This window comes from Halomonas sp. H5 (assembly GCF_050613175.1).
In the GTDB taxonomy this organism is placed as follows: Bacteria; Pseudomonadota; Gammaproteobacteria; order Pseudomonadales; family Halomonadaceae; genus Bisbaumannia; species Bisbaumannia salifodinae.
On record NZ_CP192510.1, the window covers coordinates 3,732,772 to 3,756,178 of the forward strand.

The 23,407-nt window shown below is 67.1% G+C and carries 22 protein-coding genes; 7 read left to right on the forward strand and 15 right to left on the reverse strand.

What is annotated here, in order from left to right:
• Positions 1-114: 114 nt before the first annotated feature.
• The 15 genes from rnhB to rpsB form a co-directional block, all read right to left on the reverse strand.
• The gene (gene rnhB / locus ACQ1W9_RS17200; protein ID WP_431024443.1) at positions 115-726 is read right to left on the reverse strand and encodes a ribonuclease HII; all 612 of its coding nucleotides are present in this window, start codon (positions 724-726) and stop codon (positions 115-117) included.
• Between the two features lie 91 nt (positions 727-817).
• Complete coding sequence (lpxB, locus tag ACQ1W9_RS17205) at positions 818-2,035, reverse strand: lipid-A-disaccharide synthase (protein WP_431024444.1); 1,218 nt, start codon at positions 2,033-2,035, stop codon at positions 818-820.
• Positions 2,019-2,786 carry an acyl-ACP--UDP-N-acetylglucosamine O-acyltransferase gene (gene lpxA / locus ACQ1W9_RS17210; RefSeq protein WP_431024445.1) on the reverse strand — a complete coding sequence of 256 codons (768 nt, stop codon included), beginning with the start codon at positions 2,784-2,786 and terminating at the stop codon, positions 2,019-2,021. The genes lpxB and lpxA overlap by 17 nt, the downstream gene beginning before the upstream one ends.
• Positions 2,783-3,226: a 3-hydroxyacyl-ACP dehydratase FabZ gene (gene fabZ, locus ACQ1W9_RS17215; protein WP_431024446.1), complete on the reverse strand. Its 444-nt coding sequence runs from the start codon at positions 3,224-3,226 to the stop codon at positions 2,783-2,785. The genes lpxA and fabZ overlap by 4 nt, the downstream gene beginning before the upstream one ends.
• A 109-nt stretch (positions 3,227-3,335) precedes the next feature.
• Positions 3,336-4,376, reverse strand: a complete 1,041-nt coding sequence (gene lpxD / locus ACQ1W9_RS17220; protein WP_346062817.1) for a UDP-3-O-(3-hydroxymyristoyl)glucosamine N-acyltransferase — start codon at positions 4,374-4,376, stop codon at positions 3,336-3,338.
• Positions 4,377-4,423: 47 nt separating this feature from the next.
• Positions 4,424-4,930 carry an OmpH family outer membrane protein gene (locus ACQ1W9_RS17225; RefSeq protein ID WP_431024447.1) on the reverse strand — a complete coding sequence of 169 codons (507 nt, stop codon included), beginning with the start codon at positions 4,928-4,930 and terminating at the stop codon, positions 4,424-4,426.
• 35 nt (positions 4,931-4,965) lie between these two features.
• Positions 4,966-7,302 carry an outer membrane protein assembly factor BamA gene (gene bamA / locus ACQ1W9_RS17230; protein WP_431024448.1) on the reverse strand — a complete coding sequence of 779 codons (2,337 nt, stop codon included), beginning with the start codon at positions 7,300-7,302 and terminating at the stop codon, positions 4,966-4,968.
• 247 nt (positions 7,303-7,549) lie between these two features.
• Positions 7,550-8,905 carry a sigma E protease regulator RseP gene (gene rseP / locus ACQ1W9_RS17235; protein ID WP_431024449.1) on the reverse strand — a complete coding sequence of 452 codons (1,356 nt, stop codon included), beginning with the start codon at positions 8,903-8,905 and terminating at the stop codon, positions 7,550-7,552.
• Between the two features lie 3 nt (positions 8,906-8,908).
• Positions 8,909-10,108, reverse strand: a complete 1,200-nt coding sequence (gene ispC / locus ACQ1W9_RS17240; protein WP_431024450.1) for a 1-deoxy-D-xylulose-5-phosphate reductoisomerase — start codon at positions 10,106-10,108, stop codon at positions 8,909-8,911.
• On the reverse strand, positions 10,105-10,902 hold the full coding sequence (locus ACQ1W9_RS17245; RefSeq protein WP_431024451.1) for a phosphatidate cytidylyltransferase: 798 nt from the start codon (positions 10,900-10,902) through the stop codon (positions 10,105-10,107). Before ACQ1W9_RS17245 ends, ispC begins: the two co-directional genes overlap by 4 nt.
• A complete protein-coding gene (gene uppS / locus ACQ1W9_RS17250; protein ID WP_431024452.1) occupies positions 10,895-11,653 on the reverse strand; it encodes a polyprenyl diphosphate synthase in 759 nt (252 codons plus the stop codon). The genes ACQ1W9_RS17245 and uppS overlap by 8 nt, the downstream gene beginning before the upstream one ends.
• A gap of 52 nt (positions 11,654-11,705) precedes the next feature.
• The gene (gene frr, locus ACQ1W9_RS17255) at positions 11,706-12,263 is read right to left on the reverse strand and encodes a ribosome recycling factor (protein WP_195860595.1); all 558 of its coding nucleotides are present in this window, start codon (positions 12,261-12,263) and stop codon (positions 11,706-11,708) included.
• Between the two features lie 4 nt (positions 12,264-12,267).
• Positions 12,268-13,032, reverse strand: coding sequence for a UMP kinase (pyrH, locus tag ACQ1W9_RS17260; protein WP_346062825.1), 765 nt, complete (start codon positions 13,030-13,032; stop codon positions 12,268-12,270).
• A gap of 180 nt (positions 13,033-13,212) precedes the next feature.
• A complete protein-coding gene (gene tsf, locus ACQ1W9_RS17265) occupies positions 13,213-14,082 on the reverse strand; it encodes a translation elongation factor Ts (protein ID WP_431024453.1) in 870 nt (289 codons plus the stop codon).
• 177 nt (positions 14,083-14,259) lie between these two features.
• A complete protein-coding gene (gene rpsB, locus ACQ1W9_RS17270; protein ID WP_431024454.1) occupies positions 14,260-14,991 on the reverse strand; it encodes a 30S ribosomal protein S2 in 732 nt (243 codons plus the stop codon).
• A 291-nt stretch (positions 14,992-15,282) separates the two neighbouring features.
• Here rpsB and map point away from each other — a divergent pair, with 291 nt between their 5' ends.
• From map to ACQ1W9_RS17305, 7 genes are all read left to right on the forward strand, one after another.
• Positions 15,283-16,083 carry a type I methionyl aminopeptidase gene (map, locus tag ACQ1W9_RS17275; RefSeq protein ID WP_431024455.1) on the forward strand — a complete coding sequence of 267 codons (801 nt, stop codon included), beginning with the start codon at positions 15,283-15,285 and terminating at the stop codon, positions 16,081-16,083.
• A 156-nt stretch (positions 16,084-16,239) separates the two neighbouring features.
• Positions 16,240-18,915 carry a [protein-PII] uridylyltransferase gene (locus ACQ1W9_RS17280; protein WP_431024456.1) on the forward strand — a complete coding sequence of 892 codons (2,676 nt, stop codon included), beginning with the start codon at positions 16,240-16,242 and terminating at the stop codon, positions 18,913-18,915.
• Positions 18,916-19,043: 128 nt separating this feature from the next.
• Positions 19,044-20,243 (forward strand): succinyldiaminopimelate transaminase, encoded by a 1,200-nt coding sequence (dapC, locus tag ACQ1W9_RS17285; RefSeq protein WP_431024457.1) that lies wholly within the window; start codon positions 19,044-19,046, stop codon positions 20,241-20,243.
• Positions 20,243-20,587, forward strand: a complete 345-nt coding sequence (locus ACQ1W9_RS17290; protein WP_346062830.1) for an ArsC family reductase — start codon at positions 20,243-20,245, stop codon at positions 20,585-20,587. Before dapC ends, ACQ1W9_RS17290 begins: the two co-directional genes overlap by 1 nt.
• A 39-nt stretch (positions 20,588-20,626) precedes the next feature.
• Entirely contained in the window at positions 20,627-21,652 is a 1,026-nt protein-coding gene (dapD, locus tag ACQ1W9_RS17295; RefSeq protein ID WP_346062831.1) for a 2,3,4,5-tetrahydropyridine-2,6-dicarboxylate N-succinyltransferase, read from the forward strand.
• Positions 21,653-21,706: 54 nt separating this feature from the next.
• Complete coding sequence (gene dapE / locus ACQ1W9_RS17300; protein ID WP_431024458.1) at positions 21,707-22,870, forward strand: succinyl-diaminopimelate desuccinylase; 1,164 nt, start codon at positions 21,707-21,709, stop codon at positions 22,868-22,870.
• Positions 22,871-22,959: 89 nt separating this feature from the next.
• Positions 22,960-23,346: a hypothetical protein gene (locus ACQ1W9_RS17305; protein ID WP_431024459.1), complete on the forward strand. Its 387-nt coding sequence runs from the start codon at positions 22,960-22,962 to the stop codon at positions 23,344-23,346.
• Positions 23,347-23,407 lie beyond the last annotated feature (61 nt).

The following is a 23,407-nucleotide window of genomic DNA, read 5'->3' on the forward strand; positions in this document are numbered from 1 at the left end:
GTCGCGGGGCGCTGTGAACCCCTCCCTGGGCGCTACTTTTGCCATCCATGGCAAAAAACCCCCGCTCCATCCTGCCCCCAGCGCCCCTCGGCCACTCCAACGGCGATAGCCCAGCTAGAACAGCGCCAGTTGGCGCTTGACCGGGGCGAAGGAGCGGCGGTGCTCGGGGAGTGGACCCAGGCGCTCCAGGGCGGCCAGGTGTTCCCGGGTCGGGTAGCCCTTGTGGCGGGCGAAGCCGTAGTCGGGGTGGCGGCCATCCAGGGCGAGCATCTGGGCGTCCCGGGCCACCTTGGCGAGGATCGAGGCGGCGGCGATGGCCGGGTGGCGGGCATCGCCCTTGACCACCGCCTGGCCCGGCAGCGGGTGCCCGGGCAGGCGGTTGCCGTCCACCAGCAGGTATTCGGCCGTAGGGCTCAGGGCATCGATGGCGCGGCGCATGGCCAGATGCGTGGCATGGTAGATATTCAGCTCGTCCACCTCGGCGGGGCTCGCCTCGGCCACGGCGAAGGCCAGCGCCCGGTCGCGGATCTCGTCATCCAGCGCCTGGCGACGCTTCGCGGAGAGCGCCTTGGAGTCGTTCAATCCCGCGATGGGCCGGGCGGGATCGAGGATCACCGCGGCGGCCACCACGGCGCCCACCAGGGGACCCCGGCCCACCTCATCGACCCCGGCCAGGCGCTCGCCAGCATAGTCGATCACCAGAGGCGGCAGCTCACGCTTGGTCATGGGGCCACCTCCTCGGCCCATTCCAGGACCAGGCGCTGGCCGACATAGTCGACCACATAGCCAACCACCAGCGGCGGCAACTCGCGCTTGGTCAAGGAGCGACCTCCTCGGCCCGCTCCGGGGCCACGCTGGCGGGCAGCGGCGTGCCCGCCACCAGCGCCTCGATGGCCTCCGCGGCGCGGCGGCTGGCGTCGCGCTGCAGGCTGGCATGCATGGCGGCGAAGCGCGCCTCCAGGGCGGCCCGGCCTTCGCCGTCGTCGAGCATCTCGCCCAGGCCGGCGGCAATCGCTTCGCTACTGGCGGCCTCCTGGATCAGCTCCGGCACCAGGGCCTCCCGGGCGATCAGGTTGGGCAGCGAGATCCACTCGGTCTTGACCAGGCGCTTGGCCAGCCAGTGGGTGGCCGGGGCCATCCTGTAGGCCACCAGCATGGGGCGATGGCAGAGCATCGCCTCCAGGGCCGCGGTGCCCGAGGCCAGCAGCACGGCGTCCGAGGCCACCATGGCCTCCCGAGACCGGCCGTCCAGCAGATGGACCCGCCCGGCCAGCGCCGGGTGCGTCGCCAGCAGGGCCTCCAGCTGCTCGCGGCGCCCCGGCGTGGCGGCGGGAATCACCACGGACAGCGCGGGACGCTCGGCACACAGCCGCTCGGCGGCGGCCAGGAAGGTCTCGCCCAGGAAGCGCACCTCGTTGGCCCGGGAGCCGGGCAACAGGGCCAGCACCTCGGCATCCCCAGGAAGGCCGAGTTCGCGGCGCGTGGCGGCGCGATCGGTCTCCAGGGGCAACTCATCGGCCAGCGGGTGGCCGACGAAGGCCACCGGCACCCGGTGGCGACGATAGAAGGCAGCCTCGAAGGGCAGGAAGGTCAGCATGGCATCGACGGACTTGGCGATCCCCTTGATCCGCCCCTGGCGCCAGGCCCAGACGGAGGGGCTGACATAGTGGGCGGTGGTCAGGCCGGCCTCGCGGAGCTGGCGCTCTAGCCCCAGATTGAAGTCCGGGGCGTCGATGCCGATCATCAGGTCGGGCCGCCAGGCCAAGGCATCGCGCTTGAGCTCGCGGCGCACCCGCAGCAGCTCGGGCAGGTGCTTGAGCACCTCCACCAGGCCCATCACCGAGAGGGTCTCCAGGGGGAAACGGCTGTCGATGCCCGCGTCGAGCATCCGCGGGCCGCCGATGCCGCGAAACTCGACGCCGGGATGGCGCGCCTTGAGCTCGCGCATCAGGCCCGCGCCGAGGATATCGCCGGAGAGCTCCCCGGCGACCAAGTAGACCCGTCGCAGGGGCGCTGTGCTAGCGGATGATGCCACGGGTGGACGCCTCGATGGAGGCGATAAAGGCATCGGTCTCGGCGAGCCGGAAGCGGCTGCGGATCTCGCTCAGGGCCTGCTCCACGGTGAGTCCCTGGCGATAGACCAGCTTGTAGGCCTCACTCAGGGCCTTGATCGCCTCAGTGGAGAAGCCGCGGCGCTTGAGCCCCACCAGGTTGAGGCCATGGGGCTGGGCCGGGTTGCCGTTGATCATCACATAGGCGGGCACATCCTTGGTGATGATGGAACCGCCCCCGGCCATGGCATGGGCACCGAAGCGACAGAACTGGTGGATGGCGGCGAGGCCGCCGAGGATGACGAAATCGCCCAGGTGCACATGGCCGGCCAGGGTCACCTGGTTGGCCAGGATGCAGTCGTTGCCGATCACGCAGTCATGGCCCACATGGGCATAGGCCATAAAGAGGTTGCGGGACCCAATGGTGGTGACGCCGCGATCCTGGACGGTGCCGCGGTGCAGGGTGGCGCCCTCGCGGATTACGTTATCATCGCCCATCTCCAGGCGCGTGGGTTCACCGGCGTATTTCTTGTCCTGGCAATCCTCACCCACCGAGGCGAACTGAAAGATGCGGGTACGCTCGCCCAGCACGGTGGGCCCCTTGATCACCACATGGGGACCGATACGCGAACCGGCGCCGATCTCCACATCGGGCCCGATCACGCTAAAGGGGCCCACCTCGACGTCCTCGGCCAGACGCGCCTTGGGGTCAATGATGGCGGTGGGATGTATCAAGCGACCTTCCTCTCGGCACAGATGATATCGGCTTCGCAGGCCAGCTCACCGTCGACGGTGGCGCGGCAGGCGAACTTCCAGATGCCGCGCTTCTCGCGCGCCACCCGCGCCTCCAGACGCAGTTGGTCGCCGGGCATCACCGGGCGCTTGAAGCGGGCATTGTCGCTACCCACCAGGTAGTAGACATAGCCATCGGCGGGCAACTTGTTGACGGTCTTGAACCCCAAGATACCACAGGCCTGGGCCATGGCCTCGATGATCAGCACCCCGGGCATGATGGGGTGGTGGGGAAAGTGGCCATTGAAGAAGGGCTCGTTCACGCTGACGTTCTTGTAGGCAACGATGGATTGCCCCAGTTCCAGCTCCAGTACCCGATCCACCAGCAGGAAGGGATAACGGTGGGGCAGATAGTCACGAATGTCGTTGATGTCCATTACCATCGAGGCACCTCTAGAAGACGAAAATGCTCGCCCGACGGGCGAGCATGGAGCGGCGCCGAGCGCCGATTGACTGGCCAGACGGTGAATTATACCCGTGCAGGCCCAGGGCTCAACGCGATTCCTGGGCCTTCTCCAGCCGCGCCAGGCGCTTGGCCAGGGCATCGAGCTGCTTGAAGCGCACCGCATTCTTACGCCACTGGGCATTGCTCATGGCACCGGTGCCGGACGAGTAGACGCCGGGCTCATGGATGGAGTTGGTGACCAGGCTCATGCCGGTGACCTGGACCCCGTCACAGATGGTCAGATGACCGGAGAGGCCCACGCCGCCGCCCAGCAGACAATGCTGGCCCACCTTGGTGGAGCCGGCGATACCGACGCAGCCGGCCAGGGCGCTGTGATCACCGATCTGCACGTTGTGGGCGATCTGTACCTGGCTGTCGATCTTGACGTCATTACCGATCAGCGTATCGCCCAGGGCGCCGCGATCGATGCTTGAGCAGCTGCCTACCTCCACGTCGTCGCCCAGCACCACCCCGCCCAGTTGGGCGATCTTGTGCCAGCGCCCGCCGTCATGGGCGAAGCCGAAGCCGTCGCCGCCGATCACGCAGCCACTGTGCAGGATGGCCCGCTCGCCGATCACCACGCCGTGGCAGACGGTAACATTGGCATGCAGCCGGGAGCCGGCCCCGATGCGGGTGTCGGCGCCGATCACCGAACCAGGCCCCACCACCACGCCATCGCCCAGCTCGACGCCGGCCTCGATCACCGCCTGGGGGCCGATTTCCACGTCGCGCCCCAGCACCACCCCATCGGCCACCACGGCGGTGGGGTGGGTGCCCGGAGCCTGGCGGCCGATCAGCGGGTCGAAGAGCCGGGACAGGGCCGCATAGCCCAGGTAGGGATTCTCCAGGGTCAGGCAGGCGGTGGGGCACTCCTCGGCCTGCCCGGGGTGCAGCAGCACCGCCGCGGCCCGGGTCTCGGGCAGATACTTGAGGTAAGCGCGGTTGGCCAGGAAGGTGATGTCCTCGGGGCCGGCCTCGCTGAGGGTGGCCAGGCCGGAGACCCGACGCCGGCCGTCGCCGATCAGGGTCGCGCCGAGCCGCTCGGCCAGCTCCTCCAGGGTGAAGGCGGGAGTGTGGGCGTGTGTCATGGGCGCCTTTGCCGGTCAGGGGCCGGGAGCGAACTCCCGGCGACTCATCAGTTGAGGGTATTGAGAATCTGGGTGACCTCGTCGGTGACGTCGGTCAGCTCGAGGGTGGTATGAATCACGCCCTCGCGATCGATCAGCACCTCGATATTGTGGCGCTCGACGACCTGGTCCACGGCCTGCTCCAGCTTGGGCTCCGCCTCTTGCAGGAAGGCCTGCTCGGAACGCATCTGGGCCTCGCCGATCTGCTGACGCAGCTCCATGAAGCGCTGCTCTTTCTCCATGCCCTCCTGCAGCAGGGTCTCGCGCTCGGACTCGGACATCACGGCGCCATCCTGCTCCAGGCGCTGCTGCAGCGACTGCAGCTCCTGCCCCAGGGTCTGGGCCTCCTGCTGGGGCCCCTCGATCTCGCTGCGCAGCTCGCTCATCTGGCGCTGCGCCTCGTCGGTTTCCATCAGCGCCTGGCGCCAGTCCAGCACCGCCACCTCGGCGGCCTGGGCCAGGCTGGCGCCCCCCATCAGGGCGGCGAAACCGAGGGCAAGGGTTAATTTACGCATAGGTCACTCTCCTGGTGATCCGAAGGGTTGATGGTTCAGAAGGTCTGACCCAACGAGAACTGGAAGAACTGGGTATCGTCGCCGCTCTCGTCATTGAGCGGCTCGGCGACGCTGAAGGTCAGCGGCCCCACCGGGGTCAGCCAGGAGAGGCCGATACCGGCACTGTAGCGCAGCTCACCCAGGTCGATGCCGGATTCACAGCGCGAGGTCTCTCCCGCCGGCACCGGCAGGCAGTCGGTCAGGAAGGTATTGCCCGCATCCACGAAGAAGCCCGCCTGCAGGGAGCGCTGATCCTCGACGAAGGGCACCGGGAAGAAGAGCTCCACGCTGCCCTCCACCAGCATGTTCCCCCCCAGGGTACGCTCCCGATCACCGCTGGATGGCGGCGTGGTGCGCGGCCCCAGGGTGTTGCCGGTAAAGCCGCGCACCGAGCCCAGACCGCCGGAGAAGAAGTTCTCGTAGAAGGGATAGGGGTCGTTGCCGATGCTGTCGGCATAGCCCAGAGTGGTGCCGAACTTCAGTGACCAGTCGTTATTCAGGGCGAAGAGCTGCTGGGCCCGATAACGCAGCTTGTAGTAGTCGGCGTCGCTGCCCGGCACCGCGGCCTCCAGGGAGAGACGCTGGTAGTTGCCGGCGGTGGGCATCACGCCGCGGTTGAGGCTGTTGCGGGTCCAACTGGCGGTGAGCTTGAGGCTCTGGGCATCGGCGCCCTGGTCTTCCACGTACTGGCGGATCTCCAGGGCGGTGTCGTTGTAGGTCTTGATCGTCAGGTCTTCGAGGCTGGCCCCGAAGTTGAGGCGACTGATCTCGTCGATCGGATAGCCGAAATTGATGCCGCCACCGAAGGAATCGGTGGAATAGGTGGAGATATCCGAGTCCTCGTAGTCGGTCTCCCGATAGAAGAGGTCATAGCCGCGGGAGATACCGTCCAGGGTCCAGTAGGGATTGGTGTAGCCGAAGTTGAGTCCGGTGAAGGTGTCGCTGCGCTGGGCATTGAAGTTGACCCGGTTGCCGGTGCCCAGGAAGTTGCTTTGGGAGAGGCCGGCGCCATAGATCACCCCGGCGGTCTGCGAGAAGCCGATGCTCGCGGAAATGGAGCCGGACGGCTGTTCCTCGACCCGATAGGTCACGTCCAGTTGATCCGGCTCGCCGGGCACCGGACGGGTCTCGACCTCGACCTGCTTGAAGAAGCCCAGGCGTTCCAGACGCTGGCGGGACTGACTGATCGACTCGGTGGAGGCCGGCGCCCCCTCCAACTGGATCATCTCGCGACGCAGCACCTCGTCCTGGGTGGTGGTATTGCCAACGAAGTCGATACGTCGCACATAGGCCCGTCGACCGGGATTGACCGCCAACAGCAGATCCACGGTCTCGCCATCGTCACGCACCTGGGGAACCGGCTCGATCTCGGCGAAGGTGAAGCCCTCGGCACCCAGGCGCGAACGCAGGGCCTCCACCGAGGCGGTGACCTCGCTGCGCGAGAAGATTTCCCCCGGCGTCGCCGCCACCAGGGCACGGGCCTCGCTGGGCGGGATGATCAGGTCACCCTCGAAATGAATATCGCCGAGGCGATACTGGCGCCCCTCATCCACATTGACGGTGACGAAGATCTGCGATTGATCGGGACTGATGGCCACCTGGGTGGAGGCGATATCGAAGTTGACATAGCCGCGATCCAGGTAGAAGGCCCGCAACCGCTCCAGGTCGCCGGCCAGGGCCTCCCGGGAATACTCGTCCTTGGAGAACCAGCCGAAGATCCGTCCCGGGCGATCCTCCAGCTCGAAGACATCGCTCAGGGTGTCGTTATCGAAGGCCCGATTGCCGACGATATTGATCTGCCGAATCCGCGCTACCGCCCCTTCGTTGATATCGATATTGACCCGGACGCGGTTGTCGCCGACCTCCTCCACCCGGGTATCGATCCGCGCGCTGTAGCGGCCCTGGGACTGATAGAGCTGCTCCAGCTCCCGCTGCATCTCCTCCAGGGTGGAGAGCTGCAGCACCTCGCCTTCCGCCAGGTCGACGCCACGCATGGCCCGGCGCAGCTCTTCCTCGGGCACCAGGGAGTTACCGCTGATCTCGATGGCGGCGATAAAGGGGCGTTCCTCCACCTGGATGATCAACACCTCGCCGTCTCGGGCCAGTTGAATATCCTCGAAGAGGCCGGTGGCGAAGAGTTCACGGGCCGCCTCGGCCAGCTCGCGCTCCTCGACCCGTTCACCGGCGCCCACGGGGAAGGCATTGAAGACGGAGGCCGCGGGTACCCGTTGCAGGCCCTCCACGCGGATATCAGAGATATTGAATTCGTTCGCCGAGGCCGACTGGGCGCCGGCCAGAAGCAGCGCTGCCAATCCGATGGTCTTGAGTTTCATTCAGTCGCTTCGCTCGCGTTGGTCTGCCCATCGAGATCCCGTGCTTCCCTGCCAGGAGGAACGGTGTTCGAAATAGGCACCTTATACATTTGTGCGGGTAACTGACAAGGCCGGGCCGTCTGCTCCAGCCAACGTCAGGGCCGGCGGCTGGTGCCACCCGCCGGCTTATAGTCGCATTAAATCGTTCGAATGGCGCCATCCGCGCCCGATCATCGCCGCGGCCCATGCGCCGCCTTCAACCGTGGGCTTATAGTCGCATTAAATCGAAATAGAGGGCCATGATCATCAGGCTGCCCACCAGTGTCAGGCCGATACGCAGGCCGATGGCCTGGGTCTTCTCGGAGACCGGCCGGCCACGCAGCGCCTCGATGGCGTAGTAGACGAGGTGCCCGCCATCCAGCACCGGGATCGGCAACAGGTTGAGGATCCCCAGGCTGATCGAGAGGTAGGCCATGAAGCTGACAAAGCTCTCCAGGCCACTGCGGGCGGTATCCCCCGCCACCCGCGCGATGGTGATGGGGCCGGAGAGGTTGGAGGGCGAGATCAGTCCCACCAGCATCTTGCGGATCGCATCCAGGGTCAGCAACGACATCTCGCCGGTGCGCGACAGCGACTGCCCCAGGGCTGCCACGGGGCCGTAGCGCACCTCGCGACGATACTCCTCGGGCCACTCCACCGGCGCCACCCCGGCGCCGATATAACCGACGCTCGTCCCGGTCTCCCGCTCGTTGCGGCCCGGCACCAGGGTCAGGCTCAGCCGCTCGTCGCCGCGCTCGACCTCCAGGGCCAGGGACTCGCCGGGGTGGGCCCGCACCACCTCGACGAAGTGCATCCAGTCGTCGATGGCCTCGCCATCGACGCTGAGCACGCGATCGCCGGGCTCGAGCCCCGCCGCGGCGGCCGCCTCGCCCTCCAGCACCTGCCCCAGCTCGGCCGGGAAGGCCGGTCGCCAGGGGGTGATGCCCAGGCTCAACAGCGGCTGAGGGGGATCCTGGCGCACCAGATAGTTCGCCACCGGCAGGCCGCGTTCCCGGGCCACCTCGCTGCCCTCGTCCAGGGTGGTGAAACGCAGCTCGCCGCTATGGCCGATGGCCGCCACCAGCTTGAGATTGACCTCTTCCCAGGAGCGTACCCGATCACCCTGGATGGCGACGATCTCCTGACCCGGGGCCAGGCCGCCGCGGGCCGCTGGGGAGTCGGGATCCACCGCCCCCACCACCGGCGCCACCGTGGTGGTGCCCACCACGAAGAGCAACCAGTAGGCGACGATGGCGAGCAGGAAGTTGGCCAGGGGGCCGGCGGCAACGATGGCGATCCGCGCCCAGACCGACTGGTTGTTGAAGGCCCGGTGACGCTCGTCGGGAGCCACCGGTCCCTCCCGCTCGTCGAGCATCTTGACGTAGCCCCCCAGGGGGATGGCGGCCACGGCGAATTCGGTGCCGTGGCGGTCGGTGCGCGACCAGAGCGGCTTGCCGAAGCCCACCGAGAAGCGCAGCACCTTGACGCCACAGCGCCTGGCCACCCAGTAGTGGCCATATTCATGGAAGGTGATCAGCAGGCCCAGGACCACGATCACCGCCAGCACGTTCTGGATCACGCCCATCGCTTACCCTCCCCGGGTGAATGCCGCCAGCAAGGCCTCGGCGCTGCGCCGTGCCCGGGTATCCTCGGCCAGGATCCCCTCCAGGGTCCGGGCCGGGTGCACTTCCAGCTCGTCGAGCACCGCCGCCACCAGGCGCGGAATCCCGGTGAAGCCGAGGCGCCCCTCGAGGAAGGCGGTCACCGCCACCTCATTGGCGGCATTGAGCACCGCCGGCGCCGTGCCACCGGCCTCCATAGCCTGCCGCGCCAGGCGCAGGCAAGGGAAGGCCGCCTCGTCCGGGGCCTCGAAGTCGAGGCGCGCCACCTGAAAGAGGTCCAGCGCCTCGACCCCGGCGTCGATGCGCTCCGGCCAGGCCAGGCCATAGGCGATGGGCGTGCGCATGTCCGGGTTGCCCAACTGGGCCAGCACCGAGCCGTCGCTGTAGGCGGCCATGGAATGGATCACGCTCTGAGGATGCACCACCACCTGAATCTGTTGCGGCGCGGCATCGAACAGCCAGCACGCCTCGATCAGCTCCAGCCCCTTGTTCATCAGGGTGGCACTGTCCACGGAGATCTTCCGCCCCATGGACCAGTTGGGGTGGGCGCAGGCCTGCTCCGGGGTCACCACGGCCAGTTGCTCGGTACTCCAGCCCCGGAAGGGGCCGCCGGAGGCGGTCAGCAGCAGTTGGGTGACGCCGTGGCGCCCCAGGCCGCCGCGGTGCTCGCTCGGTAGACACTGGAAGATGGCATTGTGTTCGGAGTCGATGGGTAGCAGGGTCGCGCCGTGTGCCGCCACCGCCTCCATGAACAGGGCCCCGGACATCACCAGGGCCTCCTTGTTGGCCAGCAGTACCCGCTTGCCGGCGCGTACCGCGGCCAGGGTCGGCAGCAGGCCGGCGGCGCCGACGATGGCCGCCATCACCACCGCCGCCTCGGGGGCCGCGGCCACCTCGCACAGCGCCGCCTCGCCGGCGGCCACCTCGGTATCCAGCCCCGCCGCGGCCAGTTGCCGGCGCAGCCAGGCGGCATCCGCCTCCCCGCCCAGCACCGCCACCGCCGGGCGATGGCGCAGGCAGAGGGTCAAGAGCCCCCGGCGGTCGCGGTGAGCGGTGAGGGCATGCACCCGGTAACGCTCCGGGTGGCGAGCGATCACGTCCAGGGTGCTGGTGCCGATGGAACCGGTGGCGCCCAGCACCGTGACGCCCTGGGGAGGAGTCGTCATAACCATAGGCGCAGCAAGGCGAAGAGGGGCACCGCGGCGGTCAGGCTATCGATGCGATCGAGCACCCCGCCATGGCCGGGCAGCAGGGCGCTGGAGTCCTTGATGCCGCGGCTGCGCTTGAGCATGCTCTCGAAGAGATCGCCCACCACCGAGATACCGGTCACCAGCCAGGTGATCACCACCAGCAGCACCAGTTGCCCCGGAGAGAGCCCTAGCCAGAGGGCGAAGCCCAGTGCCAGCAGGGTGGTGGCCACCAGGCCGCCCAGCACGCCTTCCCAGGACTTGCCGGGACTGACGCTGGGCGCCAGCTTGCGGCGCCCATAGGCGCGACCGGCGAAGTAGGCGCCGCTATCCGCGGTCCACACCAGCAACAGCACGAAGAGCAGCCATTCGGCGCCGCCGTCGCGCAGGGCGATAAAGCCCACCCAGGTGGGCAGCAGCACCCAGAGCCCCATGACCAGGCGCCGGGGCGGGGCCTGCCACTGGGCCTGGCGCTCGGGATAGCGGGTGACCCAGTAGAGGTTGGCCAGCCAGCCGACGGCGGCCAGCCATAGCGGCCAGGTGGCCTGGGCGGCACCACCGAGCCACAGCAGCCCCATCAGTGCCGCCGCCACGGCGACACCCAGCAGGCGCTGGCCCGGGCGCTCATAGCCGGCCAGGTTGACCCACTCCCAGACGCCCAGCAGGAGGATGGCGGCGGTGAAGAGGGCGAAGGCGCCACCACTGAGACCAAACAGCCCCAGCAGCACCAGGGGCGCCAGGATCAGGGCGGTAATCAGTCGCTGCTTAAGCACCTTGGGCCTCGATCTGTTCGTCGGTCATGCCGAAGCGCCGCAGGCGGCGGGCGAAATCATCGAGGGCCAGGTCGAAGGCGGCGGCATCGAAGTCGGGCCACAGCAGTGGCGAGAAATGGAACTCCGCATAGGCCAGCTGCCAGAGCAGGAAGTTGGAGATGCGCTGCTCGCCGCTGGTGCGGATGCACAGATCCACCGGGGCATCGTCGGCCAGGCTGATCTCGCGATCCAGGGCCGTCTCATCGATCTCGGCGGGCGCCAGCTCGCCGGCCTGGACGCGCTCGGCGAGGCGCCGGGCGGCCCTGGCGATGTCCCAGCGTCCGCCATAGTTGGCGGCGATCACCAGATGCAGACCGCGATTGTCGGCGGTCAACGCCTCGGCCCGGGCCACATGCTTCTGGATGGAGGTCGAGAAGGCGCTGCGCTCGCCGATCACCGAGAGGCGAATGTCGTGCTCGTGAAGCTTGCGCACCTCGCGTTTCAGCGCCAACAGGAAGAGTTCCATCAGCGCGCTCACCTCGGCGGGGGGACGCTTCCAGTTCTCGCTGGAGAAGGCGAACAGGGTCAGGGTCTCGACGCCGCGTTCGGCGGCGCGACGGATCACCGCCCGCACCGACTCGACGCCGGCATGGTGGCCACGAACGCCGGAAAGGCCACGGGCCTTGGCCCAACGATTGTTGCCATCCATGATGATCGCCACATGGCGCGGCGTACCACCACGATGGGTTTGGGGAGACTGCGTTGACGTCATGGGGGCTCGCACGGGAGGGATGGAAAGGCGGGCCTGGTGGGCCCGCCGCACCTCAGACCTGCATCAGGTCGTGTTCCTTGGCTTCCAGCAGCTTGTCGATCTCGGCGATGTACTTGTCGGTGAGCTTCTGGATGGCATCCTCGCCCTGATGCTGCTCGTCCTCGGTGATCTCCTTCTCCTTGAGCAGAGACTTGATATCACCATTGGCATCGCGGCGCACATTGCGTACCGCCACCCGCGCCTGCTCCGCCTCGCCGCGGGCCTGCTTGATATAGCCCTTGCGGGTCTCCTCGGTGAGCATCGGCATGGGCACGCGAATCACGTTACCGTTGGTGGAGGGGTTGAGGCCAAGGTCCGAGGTCAGGATGGCCTTCTCCACCTTGGGCACCATGGGCTTCTCCCAGGGCACCACGGAGAGGGTCCGGGCATCCTCGATATTCACGTTGGCCACCTGGTTCAGGGGCACCTGGGAGCCGTAGTACTCCACGGTCACGGCGTCGAGAATGCTGGTATGGGCACGCCCGGTACGGATCTTGTGGAAGTTGGCCTGGAGCGACTCCAGGGTCTTCTTCATGCGGCCTTCGGCGTCTTTCTTGATGTCGTCGATCACGATTTCAACCTCTATCTATCAGCGTGCCTTCCTTGCCACCCACCACCAGGTTCAGCAGCGCGCCGGGCTTGTTCATGTCGAACACGCGCACCGGCATGCCATGGTCCCGCACCAGGCAGATGGCGGTCAAATCCATCACCCCAAGCTTCTGGTCGAGCACCTCATCGTAGTTGAGCTGCTCGTACTTGACGGCATCGGCATGCTTCACCGGGTCCTTATCATAGACCCCGTCCACCTTGGTGGCCTTGACCACCACGTCGGCATCGATCTCGATACCGCGCAGGCAGGCCGCGGAATCGGTGGTAAAGAAGGGGTTACCGGTACCGGCGGAGAAGAGTACCACGTCACCGGAGGTGAGGTAGCGAATGGCGGTGCGGCGATCATAGTGCTCCACCACCCCACTCATGGGAATGGCCGACATGACCCGGGAGCGAATATTGGAGCGTTCCAGGGCATCGCGCATGGCCAGGGCGTTCATCACCGTGGCCAGCATGCCCATATGATCGCCGGTCACCCGCTCCATGCCGGCCTCGTGGAGGGCCGCCCCACGGAACAGGTTACCGCCGCCGATGACGATCCCCACCTGGACACCGATGCCCACCAGTTGGCCGATCTCCAGGGCCATGCGATCGAGCACCTTGGGATCGATCCCGAAGTCGTGCTCACCCATCAGGGCCTCACCGGAGAGCTTGAGCAGGATGCGCTTGTACTTGCTCTTGGCACCGCGCTCGGGCTGGGCGCGGTCGGTGGCGGGAATCTCTGGGGTCATGGGCGGGTCTCCTGGCGGCGGCAGTAATCATTCGGGGAGTCTGTCTACCTTAGCTCAACCGTTCGGCGACCAAGGGGGACGACTCCTGGCGTAGTTAACGCGTGGCCGACGAAAGCGCCGGCCGGATACGCGAAGGCGTGCGCTTGCGCGCACGCCAACACGTCTCGATGAACTCAGACCTTAGCTGCGCTTGGCCTGTTCCATCACTTCCTTGGCGAAGTCGACTTCTTCCTTCTCGATGCCCTCGCCCACTTCGTAGCGGGTAAAGCCAATCACTTCGCCGCCGGCGGCCTTGACGAACTCGGCCACGGACTGGTCCGGGTTCTTGACGAAGGGCTGCTCGGTCAAGCTGTTCTCGGCCAGGTACTTCTTCAGGCGGCCCTGAACCATCTTCTCGGCGATGTTCTCCGGCTTGCCGGCCATGTCCGGCTGGGCCAGGATGATCGCCTTTTCCTTGTCGAGCTGCTCCTGAGCCATATGCTCGGGACGCGCCACGGCCGGGTTGATGGCGGCCACGTGCATGGCGACATCCTTGGCGGCTTCGTCGCTGGCACCCTGGAGCACGGTCAGCACGCCGATGCGGCCGCCGTGGACATAGGCGCCCACGCGGTTGCCTTCACCGGCCTCGACCAGCACGGCACGACGCACGGAGATGTTCTCGCCGATTTTCTGCACCAGCTGCTGGCGAACGTCTTCCATGTCACCACCCATCAGGGCGGCCACGTCGTCGCTCTTGGACTCGAACAGGGCATCGACGATCTTGTCGGCGAAGGCCTTGAAGTTGTCGTCACGGGCCACGAAGTCGGTCTCGGAGTTGATCTCGACCATCACGCCGTAGCTGCCGTCGGCGGCCACGCGGGTGACCACGGCGCCTTCGGCGGCGGTGCGGTCGGCCTTCTTGGCGGCCTTGAGGCCAGAGCTCTTGCGCAGGTTCTCGATGGCCAGTTCGATGTCGCCGCCGGCTTCGGTGAGAGCCTTCTTGCACTCCATCATGCCGAGCCCGGTACGCTCGCGCAGTTCCTTGACCTGTGAGGCGCTGATAGCTGCCATGGTAATAACCTCTGAATGATTCGCGTCGGTAATCGGGGCATTTCCCGCCGTACCCGCAGGTAGAACGGGAAAAAAGGGGGCGCAGGCCCCCTCCTTATCCGCCGACCCTGGTGGGGTCTGCCGGCCTGCGACCCAGGGTCGCAGGCTTAGATGACACTCAGTGTCGGCGGTACGGCATCACTCGGCGACTTCGTCGGACTCGGAGACCTCGACGAACTCGTCGGGACGACCTTCCTTCGCCTTGGCGCAGGCGCCGGCGATGGCCTGGACGTAGATCTGGATCGCGCGGATGGAGTCATCGTTGCCGGGGATCACGTAGTCCACACCGTCCGGGTTGGAGTTGGTGTCCACCACGCCGATGACCGGGATGCCCAGCTTGTTGGCTTCGTTGATGGCGATACGCTCGTGGTCGACATCGATCACGAAGAGCGCATCGGGCAGGCCACCCATCTCCTTGATACCACCGATGGAGCGGTCCAGCTTCTCCTGCTCGCGGGTGGCCATCAGGACTTCCTTCTTGGTCAGCTTCTCGAAGGTGCCATCTTCATGCATGGCTTCGAGTTCGCGCAGACGCTTGATGGAGACGCGGATGGTCTTGTAGTTGGTCAGCATGCCGCCCAGCCAACGGTGGTTCACGAAGGGCATGCCCACGCGGTTGGCTTCTTCCTTGATGATCTTGCTGGCGGCACGCTTGGTGCCGACGAACATGATCTTGTTGTTGGCGGCAGCCATCTTCTCGACCACGGCCACGGCGTCGTTCAGGGCCGGCAGGGTGTGCTCGAGGTTGATGATGTGGATCTTGTTGCGCGCACCGAAGATGAACTTGCTCATCTTGGGGTTCCAGTACTTGGTCTGGTGACCGAAGTGAGCACCCGCCTTGAGCAGGTCACGCATATTGACTTGAGACATGAAAGACTCCTGAAAACTCGGGTTAGGCCTCCATGCACCCCAGGGATCCGACCGCTCGACCGTTGGTCGCCACGGCACCCGGGACCCTGTGTCGGTGCATGTGTGTTTTAGGCGTTTGGATCACGCCCTCTCTATTATCGCCGCCGGGCCCGGGGGCCACAAGGGCGGACGATTGCAGGAAAGCGCGCGGCTTTATACCATAGAACGATGCCAAGATGAAGCCGCCCCTCTGCCGAGGCCACCTCCTTGAGAGTGACCCAGGGGCGCCACCCTCCCCATGATCGAGATTCCATGAACGTTCCCATCAAGACGCCCGACGAGATCGAGAAGATGCGCGAGGCCGGTCGCCAGGCCGCCCTGGTGCTGGAGATGATCACCCCCCATGTGCAGGCCGGCGTTACCACCGGCGAGCTCGACCGCCTATGCCACGACTTTATCGTCGACGAGCTGGGCTCGGTGCCGGCGCCCCTCAACTATCACGGCTTCCCCAAGTCGATCTGCACCTCCATCAATCATGTGGTGTGCCACGGCATCCCCGACGCCGGCAAGAAGCTCAAGAAGGGCGACATCATGAACCTGGATGTCACCGTCAAGACCGCCGATGGCTACCATGGCGACACCAGCAAGATGTTTATCGTCGGCGAGACCATCCAGGGCGAGCGGCTGTGCCGCATCACCCAGGAGTGCCTCTACAAGAGCATCGCCCTGGTCCGCCCCGGGGTGCGCCTGTCGGCCCTGGCCCGGGTAATCCAGCAGCATGCCGAGGCCAACGGTTACTCGGTGGTACGCGACTTCTGCGGCCACGGCATCGGCGCCGGCTTCCACGAGGACCCGCAGATCCTGCACTACGACGGCTACGCCCCCGAGGCCGATATCGAACTGGCCGAGGGCATGTGCTTCACCATCGAGCCGATGATCAACGTGGGCGACTACCGCACCAAGGTACTGCGCGACAACTGGACCGCGGTGACCAAGGATCGCAGCCTCTCCGCCCAGTGGGAGCACACCCTGCTGGTCACCGCCGACGGCGTCGAGGTGCTCACCGCCCGCAGCGAGGAAGACCTCGGCTTCCTGGCAGTCAGTCGGACTTAACGCTGATCTACTGCGAATCCCGGACTTTCGGCCAATTTCATTCGATCCATTTCGTTAAATAGCACGCTATTCGCCTCAATCGATCGATAAACTTGACTCGAAAGCCGTGATTCTCGTCACGATCGGTCAACCCCGACAGACTGCTAGAGCACTGACATGTTGCTACATCATCATCGCTTTCGCCCCGACCCCGGCCTGTTCGACGGCGAGGCCTTCGCCGCCGAGCTGGCCACCCACCGCTCCCCCATCGCCCCCTTCAAGGCGGAGCTGAAGGCGATCCAGGCGCGCCTCGACGAGCGCTTTCGCAGCGGCGCCGATATCCGCGACCTGGTGCGCGGCCGCGCCTGGTGCCTGGACCAGTTGCTGGCCATCGCCTGGGCACGCCACCCCTGGCCCGAGGAGGGCATCGCCCTGCTCGCCGTGGGTGGCTATGGTCGCGGCGAACTGCATCCCCACTCCGATATCGACCTGCTGTTTCTGCTGGAGGAGGACGACGACGCCCCCTACCGGGAGTCGCTTACCGCCTTTATCACCTTCCTCTGGGATATCGGCCTGGAGATCGGCCATAGCGTGCGCTCGCTGAACGACTGCGAGCGCGAGGCCCGCGATGATGTCACGGTGATCACCAACCTGCTGGAGAGCCGCACCCTGGCCGGCCCCGAGCCGCTGCGCCAGGCCATGCGCCGACGCCTGGCCACCGAGCGGCTATGGCCCGCGGATCGCTTCTTCGAGGCCAAGTGGCAGGAGCAGATCGCTCGCCACTACCGCTACAACAACTCCGAGTATCACCTGGAACCCAATATCAAGAGCTCCCCGGGCGGGCTGCGGGACATCCAGATGATCGGCTGGGTCGCCAAGCGTCACTTCGGCCCCCTGGGCTACGAGGAGCTGGTGGCCAACGGCTTCATGAACGATGCCGAGCTGCGCATCCTCAGCCAGGGCCAGGCCTTCCTGTGGCAGGTGCGCTATGCCCTGCATATGCTCACCGGACGCGCCGAAGATCGCCTGCAGTTCGACCACCAGCGCACCATCGCCGAGCTGTTCGGCTACCGCGACACCCCGGAGCGCCTGGCGGTGGAGCAGTTCATGAAGCGCTACTACCGCCATGTGACGGCGCTGGCCGGCCTCAACGACATGCTGCTGCAGCACTTCGACGAGGTGATCCTGCGCGGCGAGGAGCGCCTCGAGACCCGCCCCCTCAACGACCGCTTCGAGGTCACCGGCGGCTATATCCAGGCCCGCAGCCCCGGCGTCTTCCGCTATCGCCCGGCGGCGCTGCTGGAACTCTTCCTGCTGATGGCCCAGCACCCGGAGATCGAGGGGGTACGCGCCGACACCATCCGGCTGATTCGCGACCATCGCCACCTGATCGATGACCTCTACCGGGACGACCTGCGCCACCAGAGCCTATTCATGGAGCTGCTGCGCTCCTCCGGCAACGTGGCGCGCCAGCTGCGGCGCATGAATCGCTACGGGGTGCTCGGCAAGTACCTGCCGGAGTTCGGCCAGGCGGTGGGGCTGATGCAGCACGACCTCTTCCATATCTACACCGTCGACGCCCATACCCTGCGCCTGCTCAAGTGCATCCAGCGCTTTCGCGAGCCCGAGGCCCGGGAGGAGTTTCCGGTGGCCTCGGTGCTGGTGCACCAGCTGCCCAAGCTGGAGCTGCTGTGGATCGCCGGCCTCTACCACGATATCGGCAAGGGCCGCGGCGGCGACCACTCCATCCTCGGCGCCCGGGATGCCGAGGCCTTCTGCGAGCGCCACGGCCTCTCGCCCCGGGACACCCGGCTGGTGAGCTGGCTGGTGGAGAACCATCTCTTGATGTCCAAGGTGGCCCAGAAGCGCGATATCACCGACCCGGACGTGATCCGCGACTTCGCCCGCCTGGTGCGCGACGAGATCCACCTGGACTACCTCTATGTGCTCACCGTGGCGGATATCAGCGCCACCAATCCGGCACTCTGGAACGGCTGGCGGGCCTCGCTGCTGCGCCAATTGCACGGCGAGACCAAGCGCGCCCTGCGCCGCGGCCTGGAGAACCCGCCGGACCGCGAGGACTGGGTGCGCGAGACTCGCGAGGAGGCCTTCTCGCTGCTGCTGGCGGTGGGGGCCGACGGCCAGCGGGTGGCCCAGCTATGGGACTCCCTCGGCGAGGAGTACTTCCTGCAGTACGCGCCCAGCGAGATCGTCTGGCAGACGCAGGGCATCCTCGCCCACGAGGGCTCGGAGCTGCCGCTGATCCTGATCAGCGCCCCCACCGAGGACATGGCCGAGGGGGGCACCAAGGTGTTTATCCACACCCGTTCCGCGGACGACCTCTTCGCCGCCACCGCTGCCGCCATGGATCAACTGGGCCTCTCCATCCACGACGCGCGTATCGCCACCTCCAGCAGCGACTGGACCCTCAACACCTTTATCGTCCTGGATCACCAGCACCAGGCGATCCGCGACCGCGCCCAGTTGGAGGAGATCCGCGCCCATCTGGTGGAGGAGCTGGACGACCCGGAGGACTACCCACAGATCGTCACCCGCCACACCCCGCGCCAGCTCAAGCACTTCCAGGTGCCGACCCGGGTCGCCCTGGAGCAGGACCTGGCCAACGAGCGCACCATGCTGGAACTGGTCGCACCGGACCGCCCCGGCCTGCTGGCCCGGGTGGGGCGCATCTTCATGGAGCAGGATATCGCCCTCTCGGCGGCCAAGATCGCCACCCTGGGCGAGCGGGTCGAGGACGTCTTCTTTATCACCACCAAGGCCGGCGAGCCGCTGACCGACCCGGCGCGCCAGGAACGGCTGCGGGCACGCCTTATCGAAGTATTGGACGTCTAAGCCGCACCGGGTTTGAGGCCCCAGGGCCGCTTCCCTATAATCGCTTGCCTAGATGCACCCGGGGCCGCGGTATCCGCGGGCCCGTGCCAATAACGATATCTCGCCCGCGCCGGGCGGCCAGGACACCCATGAATCCCGATCTCGACGCCCTCCAGCCCTACCCCTTCGAGAAGCTCGCCGCCCTGCGTGCCGGCGTCACGCCCCCCGCGGGCCTCGAGCCGATTCCCCTGACCATCGGCGAACCGCAGCACGCCCCCTATGCGGCGGCGCTGGAGAGCCTCAGCGCCCATCGCGACGAGATGGCCCGCTACCCGGCCACCACGGGGCTGCCCGAGCTGCGTCGCGCCATCGCCGATTGGGCGAGCCGTCGCTTCGCCCTGGCGGGGCTGGATGCCGAGTCCCAGGTGCTGCCGGTGAATGGCACCCGGGAGGCGATCTTCGCCTTCGTCCAGGCGGCACTCGACCGCACACGCCCAGCCAAGGTGGCGGTGCCCAACCCCTTCTACCAGATCTACGAAGGCGCCACCCTGCTGGCCGGCGGCGAGCCCCTCTATCTGGACTGCACCGCCGCGAGCGGCTTCCGCCCCGATTTCGAGGCCGTGCCCGCCGAGACCTGGCGCGACGTCCAGATCGTCTTCCTCTGCTCGCCGGGCAACCCCACCGGGGCGGTCACGCCGCTGGAGGAATTCAAGCAGCTGATCGCGCTCGCCGACGAGCACGATTTTATTATCGCCTCCGACGAGTGCTACTCGGAGCTCTACCTGGACGAGGCCGCCCCGCCCCCCGGGCTGCTGGAGGCCTGCGCGGCCCTGGGACGTCACGACTACCACCGCTGCCTGGTCTTCCACTCGCTCTCCAAGCGCTCCAACCTGCCGGGGCTGCGCTCCGGCTTCGTGGCAGGCAGTGCCGAGCTGATCGCCCCCTTCAAGCGCTACCGTACCTATCACGGCTGCGCCATGTCGCTGCCCCTGCAGCACGCCTCCATCACCGCCTGGCACGACGAGACCCATGTGCGCGCCAACCGCGACGCCTACCGGGAGAAGTTCGCCGCGGTCACCGAGATCCTCGCCCCGGTGATGGACTTCCCCACGCCGCAGGCCAGCTTCTACCTGTGGCCGGCGGTGCCCGGCGGCGACGACGAGGCCTTCACCCGCGAGCTGTTCGCCGAGGAGCACGTCAGCGTGCTGCCGGGCAGCTATATGGGCCGCCCCGGCGCCGACGGCACCAATCCCGGCAGCGGGCGCCTGCGCCTGGCCCTGGTGGCCGAGGTGGAGGCCACGGTGGAAGCGGCCCGGCGCCTGCGCCGCTTTATCGAGAGGAGAGGCTGATGTTCACCCTGTACGGCATCAAGAACTGCGATACCTGCCGCAAGGCCCGCAAGGCCATGGACGGGGCCGGCATCCCCTACCAATTCCACGACCTGCGCGAGGATGGCCTCTCGGCGCCGCTGCTCGAGCACCTCCTCGAGCGGGTGCCGGTGATGACCCTGCTCAACAGGCGCAGCACCACCTGGCGCCAGCTCGATGAGGCCGACAAGGCCGATATCGATGCCAACAAGGCGCGGGAACTGATGCTGGCCCACCCCACCCTGCTCAAGCGCCCGCTGCTGGATACCGGCGACGAGATTCTGGTGGGCTACCGCGACGGCGACTACGACAATCTCCCGGGCTGAGCCACGGCTCGGCCCCTATTTTTCAAGAGGACACCCCCCATGCTGAGCTTTGCACTCGGAATCGGCACCCAGAACACCCAGGGCGACTGGCTGGAGATCTACTATCCGGCGCCCCTGCTCGACCCCGACGATAGCCTGGTGGCGGCCGCCGCCAAGGCCCTGGACGCCCCCGCCGGCAAGGCCGCGGTGAGCTTCCTGCCCGAGCAATGCGCCGCCCTGGCCAGCGCCCTGCGCGACGCCGGTCATGCCGACCAGGCCGAGCTGGCCGAGGCCTTCGCCGCCAGCACTCGCCCGCTGGTGGCGATGTTCCTGGCCGAGGATAGCGCCCCGGAGTCCGCCCCCGAGGTCTACCTCAAGCTGCACCTACTCTCCCATCGCCTGGTCAAGCCCCACGGCCTGGACCTCACCGGCATGTTCGGCCTACTGCGTAACGTGGCCTGGAGCAGCGAGGGCGCCATCGATATCGAGGAGCTGCCGGCCCGCCGTCTCAAGGCGCGCCTGGAGGGGCGCCCCCTCTCGGTGGACTGCGTCGACAAGTTCCCCAAGATGACCGACTACGTGGTACCCGGCGGCGTGCGCATCGCCGACACCGCCCGGGTGCGCTTGGGCGCCTACCTGGGCGAGGGCACCACCGTGATGCACGAGGGCTTCGTCAACTTCAATGCCGGCACCGAAGGCCCCGGCATGATCGAGGGGCGTATCTCCGCCGGCGTCATGGTCGGCAAGGGCTCCGACCTCGGCGGCGGCTGCTCCACCATGGGCACCCTCTCCGGCGGCGGCAATATCGTCATCAAGGTGGGCGAGGGCTGCCTGATCGGCGCCAATGCCGGTATCGGCATCCCCCTGGGCGATCGCTGCACCGTGGAGGCGGGCCTCTATATCACCGCCGGCGCCAAGGTGGCGGTGCTCGACGACCAGGGCCAGGAGGTCCAGACCGTGGCCGCCCGCGAGCTGGCCGGCCAGGATGACCTGCTGCTGCGTCGCAACTCGGTCAATGGCCGCATCGAGTGCCTGACCAACAAGAGTGCCATCGCCCTCAACGAAGCGCTGCACGCCCACAACTAAGCGTCTCCGGGCCCGCCTCGGCGGGCCCGGTCGTCTTCCCGACCAGGAATGCCCATGTCCGCCAGCCCCACCCCCGCCGACCGCTCCCCCACCCTCGACCTCGCCATGGAGCTGATGCGGCGCCCCTCGGTGACCCCCGATGACGCCGGCTGCCAGGCGCTGATGATCGAGCGCCTGGAGCGGCTCGGCTTCCATATCGAGTCGCTGCCCTTCGGCGATGTGGAGAACTTCTGGGCGGTGCGCGGCCACCACGGTCCGGTGCTGGCCTTCGCCGGCCATACCGATGTGGTGCCCAGCGGCCCGGAGATTCATTGGCAGCACCCCCCCTTCGAGCCCTGTATCGATGAGGAGGGCATGCTCTGGGGGCGTGGCGCCGCCGACATGAAGGGCAGCCTGGCGGCCATGGTCACCGCGGTGGAGCGCTTCGTGGCCGCCCACCCGGAGCACCATGGCAAGATCGCCTTCCTGATCACCTCCGACGAGGAAGGCCCCGCCGTCGACGGCACCCGAGCCGTGGTGGCCCACCTGCGCGAGGCCCACGAGCGCCTCGACTACTGCATCGTCGGCGAACCCTCCTCCACCGAGGAGCTCGCCGACGTGATCAAGAACGGGCGTCGCGGCTCCCTGGGCGGCGTGCTGCATATCAAGGGCAAGCAGGGCCATGTGGCCTACCCCCACCTGGCTCGCAACCCCATCCACGAAGCGGCGCCGGCCCTGGATGTCCTGGCCAGGGAGCACTGGGACGACGGCAACGCCTTCTTCCCGGCCACCAGCTTCCAGATCTCCAATATCCGTTCCGGCACCGGTGCCACCAACGTGATCCCCGGCGAGCTGGAGGTGGTGTTCAACTTCCGCTACTCCACCGAAGTGACCCACGAGCAGTTGCGTGAGCGCACCGAGGCGATCCTCGCCGCCCAGGGCCTCGACTTCCATATCGACTGGACCCTCAACGGTGAACCCTTCCTCACCGCCGAGGGCGAACTGGTGGAGGCCGCGGTGGATGGCGTCGAGGCGGTGCTGGGGCGGCGCCCCGAGCTCTCCACCGCCGGCGGTACCTCGGACGGCCGCTTTATCGCCACCCTGGGAACCCAGGTGGTGGAGCTGGGGCCCCTGAATGCCACCATCCACCAGGTCAACGAGCGCATTCGCGCCGCCGACCTGGATACCCTGAGTCAGATCTACGAGGCGATCCTCGAACGTCTCTTCGTCAATGCCTGAGGCACCCATGGATCATTATCCGCTGGATAACCTGAGCGAAATCTACGAGGCGATCTTCGAGCGCCTCTTTATCAACGCCTGAGGCGATCATGGAACACTATCCAGATATCGAGATCTACCTGGCCGAGCCCGACCGCGAACGCCTCGACGCCTGGCTGGGTGAACGCCTGGATGCCCCGCCCCTGGCCCCCGCGGGTCGTGGCAAGTGGCGCACCCGGGGGCGTTGTCAGGGCGACTGCGTGCCGGTGCTGCTGGTGGAAAAGGCCGCCGACGGCTTCGCCAGCCTGTGGTTCGACAGCCCCGCCACCCCCTGGGCGGATGACCGCGCCTGCGCCCGGGAGGCCGCCGACGCCCTCGGCTGCGAGGTGCGCTGCTCCCTGGGCGGTTGGCAGCCCGGCGACGACCCGGATCGCTTCTGGCGGGTGCGCCCCGGCCAGGAGGGGGAGGTCTTCCACTGGCCCGACTCCGGCCAGTGAGCGATGCCCTACCCCGGATACGACAATGCCCCGCCGAGGCGGGGCATTGTGTTCGAGACCC

Coding starts and splice junctions, on each gene's coding strand:
- rnhB (WP_431024443.1), bottom strand. CDS start 726: ATGACCAAGCGTGAGCTGCCGCCTCTGGTGATCGACTATGCTGGCGAG.
- fabZ (WP_431024446.1), bottom strand. CDS start 3,226: ATGGTAATGGACATCAACGACATTCGTGACTATCTGCCCCACCGTTAT.
- lpxD (WP_346062817.1), bottom strand. CDS start 4,376: ATGACACACGCCCACACTCCCGCCTTCACCCTGGAGGAGCTGGCCGAG.
- ACQ1W9_RS17225 (WP_431024447.1), bottom strand. CDS start 4,930: ATGCGTAAATTAACCCTTGCCCTCGGTTTCGCCGCCCTGATGGGGGGC.
- bamA (WP_431024448.1), bottom strand. CDS start 7,302: ATGAAACTCAAGACCATCGGATTGGCAGCGCTGCTTCTGGCCGGCGCC.
- rseP (WP_431024449.1), bottom strand. CDS start 8,905: ATGGGCGTGATCCAGAACGTGCTGGCGGTGATCGTGGTCCTGGGCCTG.
- ispC (WP_431024450.1), bottom strand. CDS start 10,108: ATGACGACTCCTCCCCAGGGCGTCACGGTGCTGGGCGCCACCGGTTCC.
- uppS (WP_431024452.1), bottom strand. CDS start 11,653: ATGACGTCAACGCAGTCTCCCCAAACCCATCGTGGTGGTACGCCGCGC.
- pyrH (WP_346062825.1), bottom strand. CDS start 13,032: ATGACCCCAGAGATTCCCGCCACCGACCGCGCCCAGCCCGAGCGCGGT.
- tsf (WP_431024453.1), bottom strand. CDS start 14,082: ATGGCAGCTATCAGCGCCTCACAGGTCAAGGAACTGCGCGAGCGTACC.
- rpsB (WP_431024454.1), bottom strand. CDS start 14,991: ATGTCTCAAGTCAATATGCGTGACCTGCTCAAGGCGGGTGCTCACTTC.
- map (WP_431024455.1), top strand. CDS start 15,283: ATGAACGTTCCCATCAAGACGCCCGACGAGATCGAGAAGATGCGCGAG.
- ACQ1W9_RS17280 (WP_431024456.1), top strand. CDS start 16,240: ATGTTGCTACATCATCATCGCTTTCGCCCCGACCCCGGCCTGTTCGAC.
- dapC (WP_431024457.1), top strand. CDS start 19,044: ATGAATCCCGATCTCGACGCCCTCCAGCCCTACCCCTTCGAGAAGCTC.
- ACQ1W9_RS17290 (WP_346062830.1), top strand. CDS start 20,243: ATGTTCACCCTGTACGGCATCAAGAACTGCGATACCTGCCGCAAGGCC.
- dapD (WP_346062831.1), top strand. CDS start 20,627: ATGCTGAGCTTTGCACTCGGAATCGGCACCCAGAACACCCAGGGCGAC.
- dapE (WP_431024458.1), top strand. CDS start 21,707: ATGTCCGCCAGCCCCACCCCCGCCGACCGCTCCCCCACCCTCGACCTC.
- ACQ1W9_RS17305 (WP_431024459.1), top strand. CDS start 22,960: ATGGAACACTATCCAGATATCGAGATCTACCTGGCCGAGCCCGACCGC.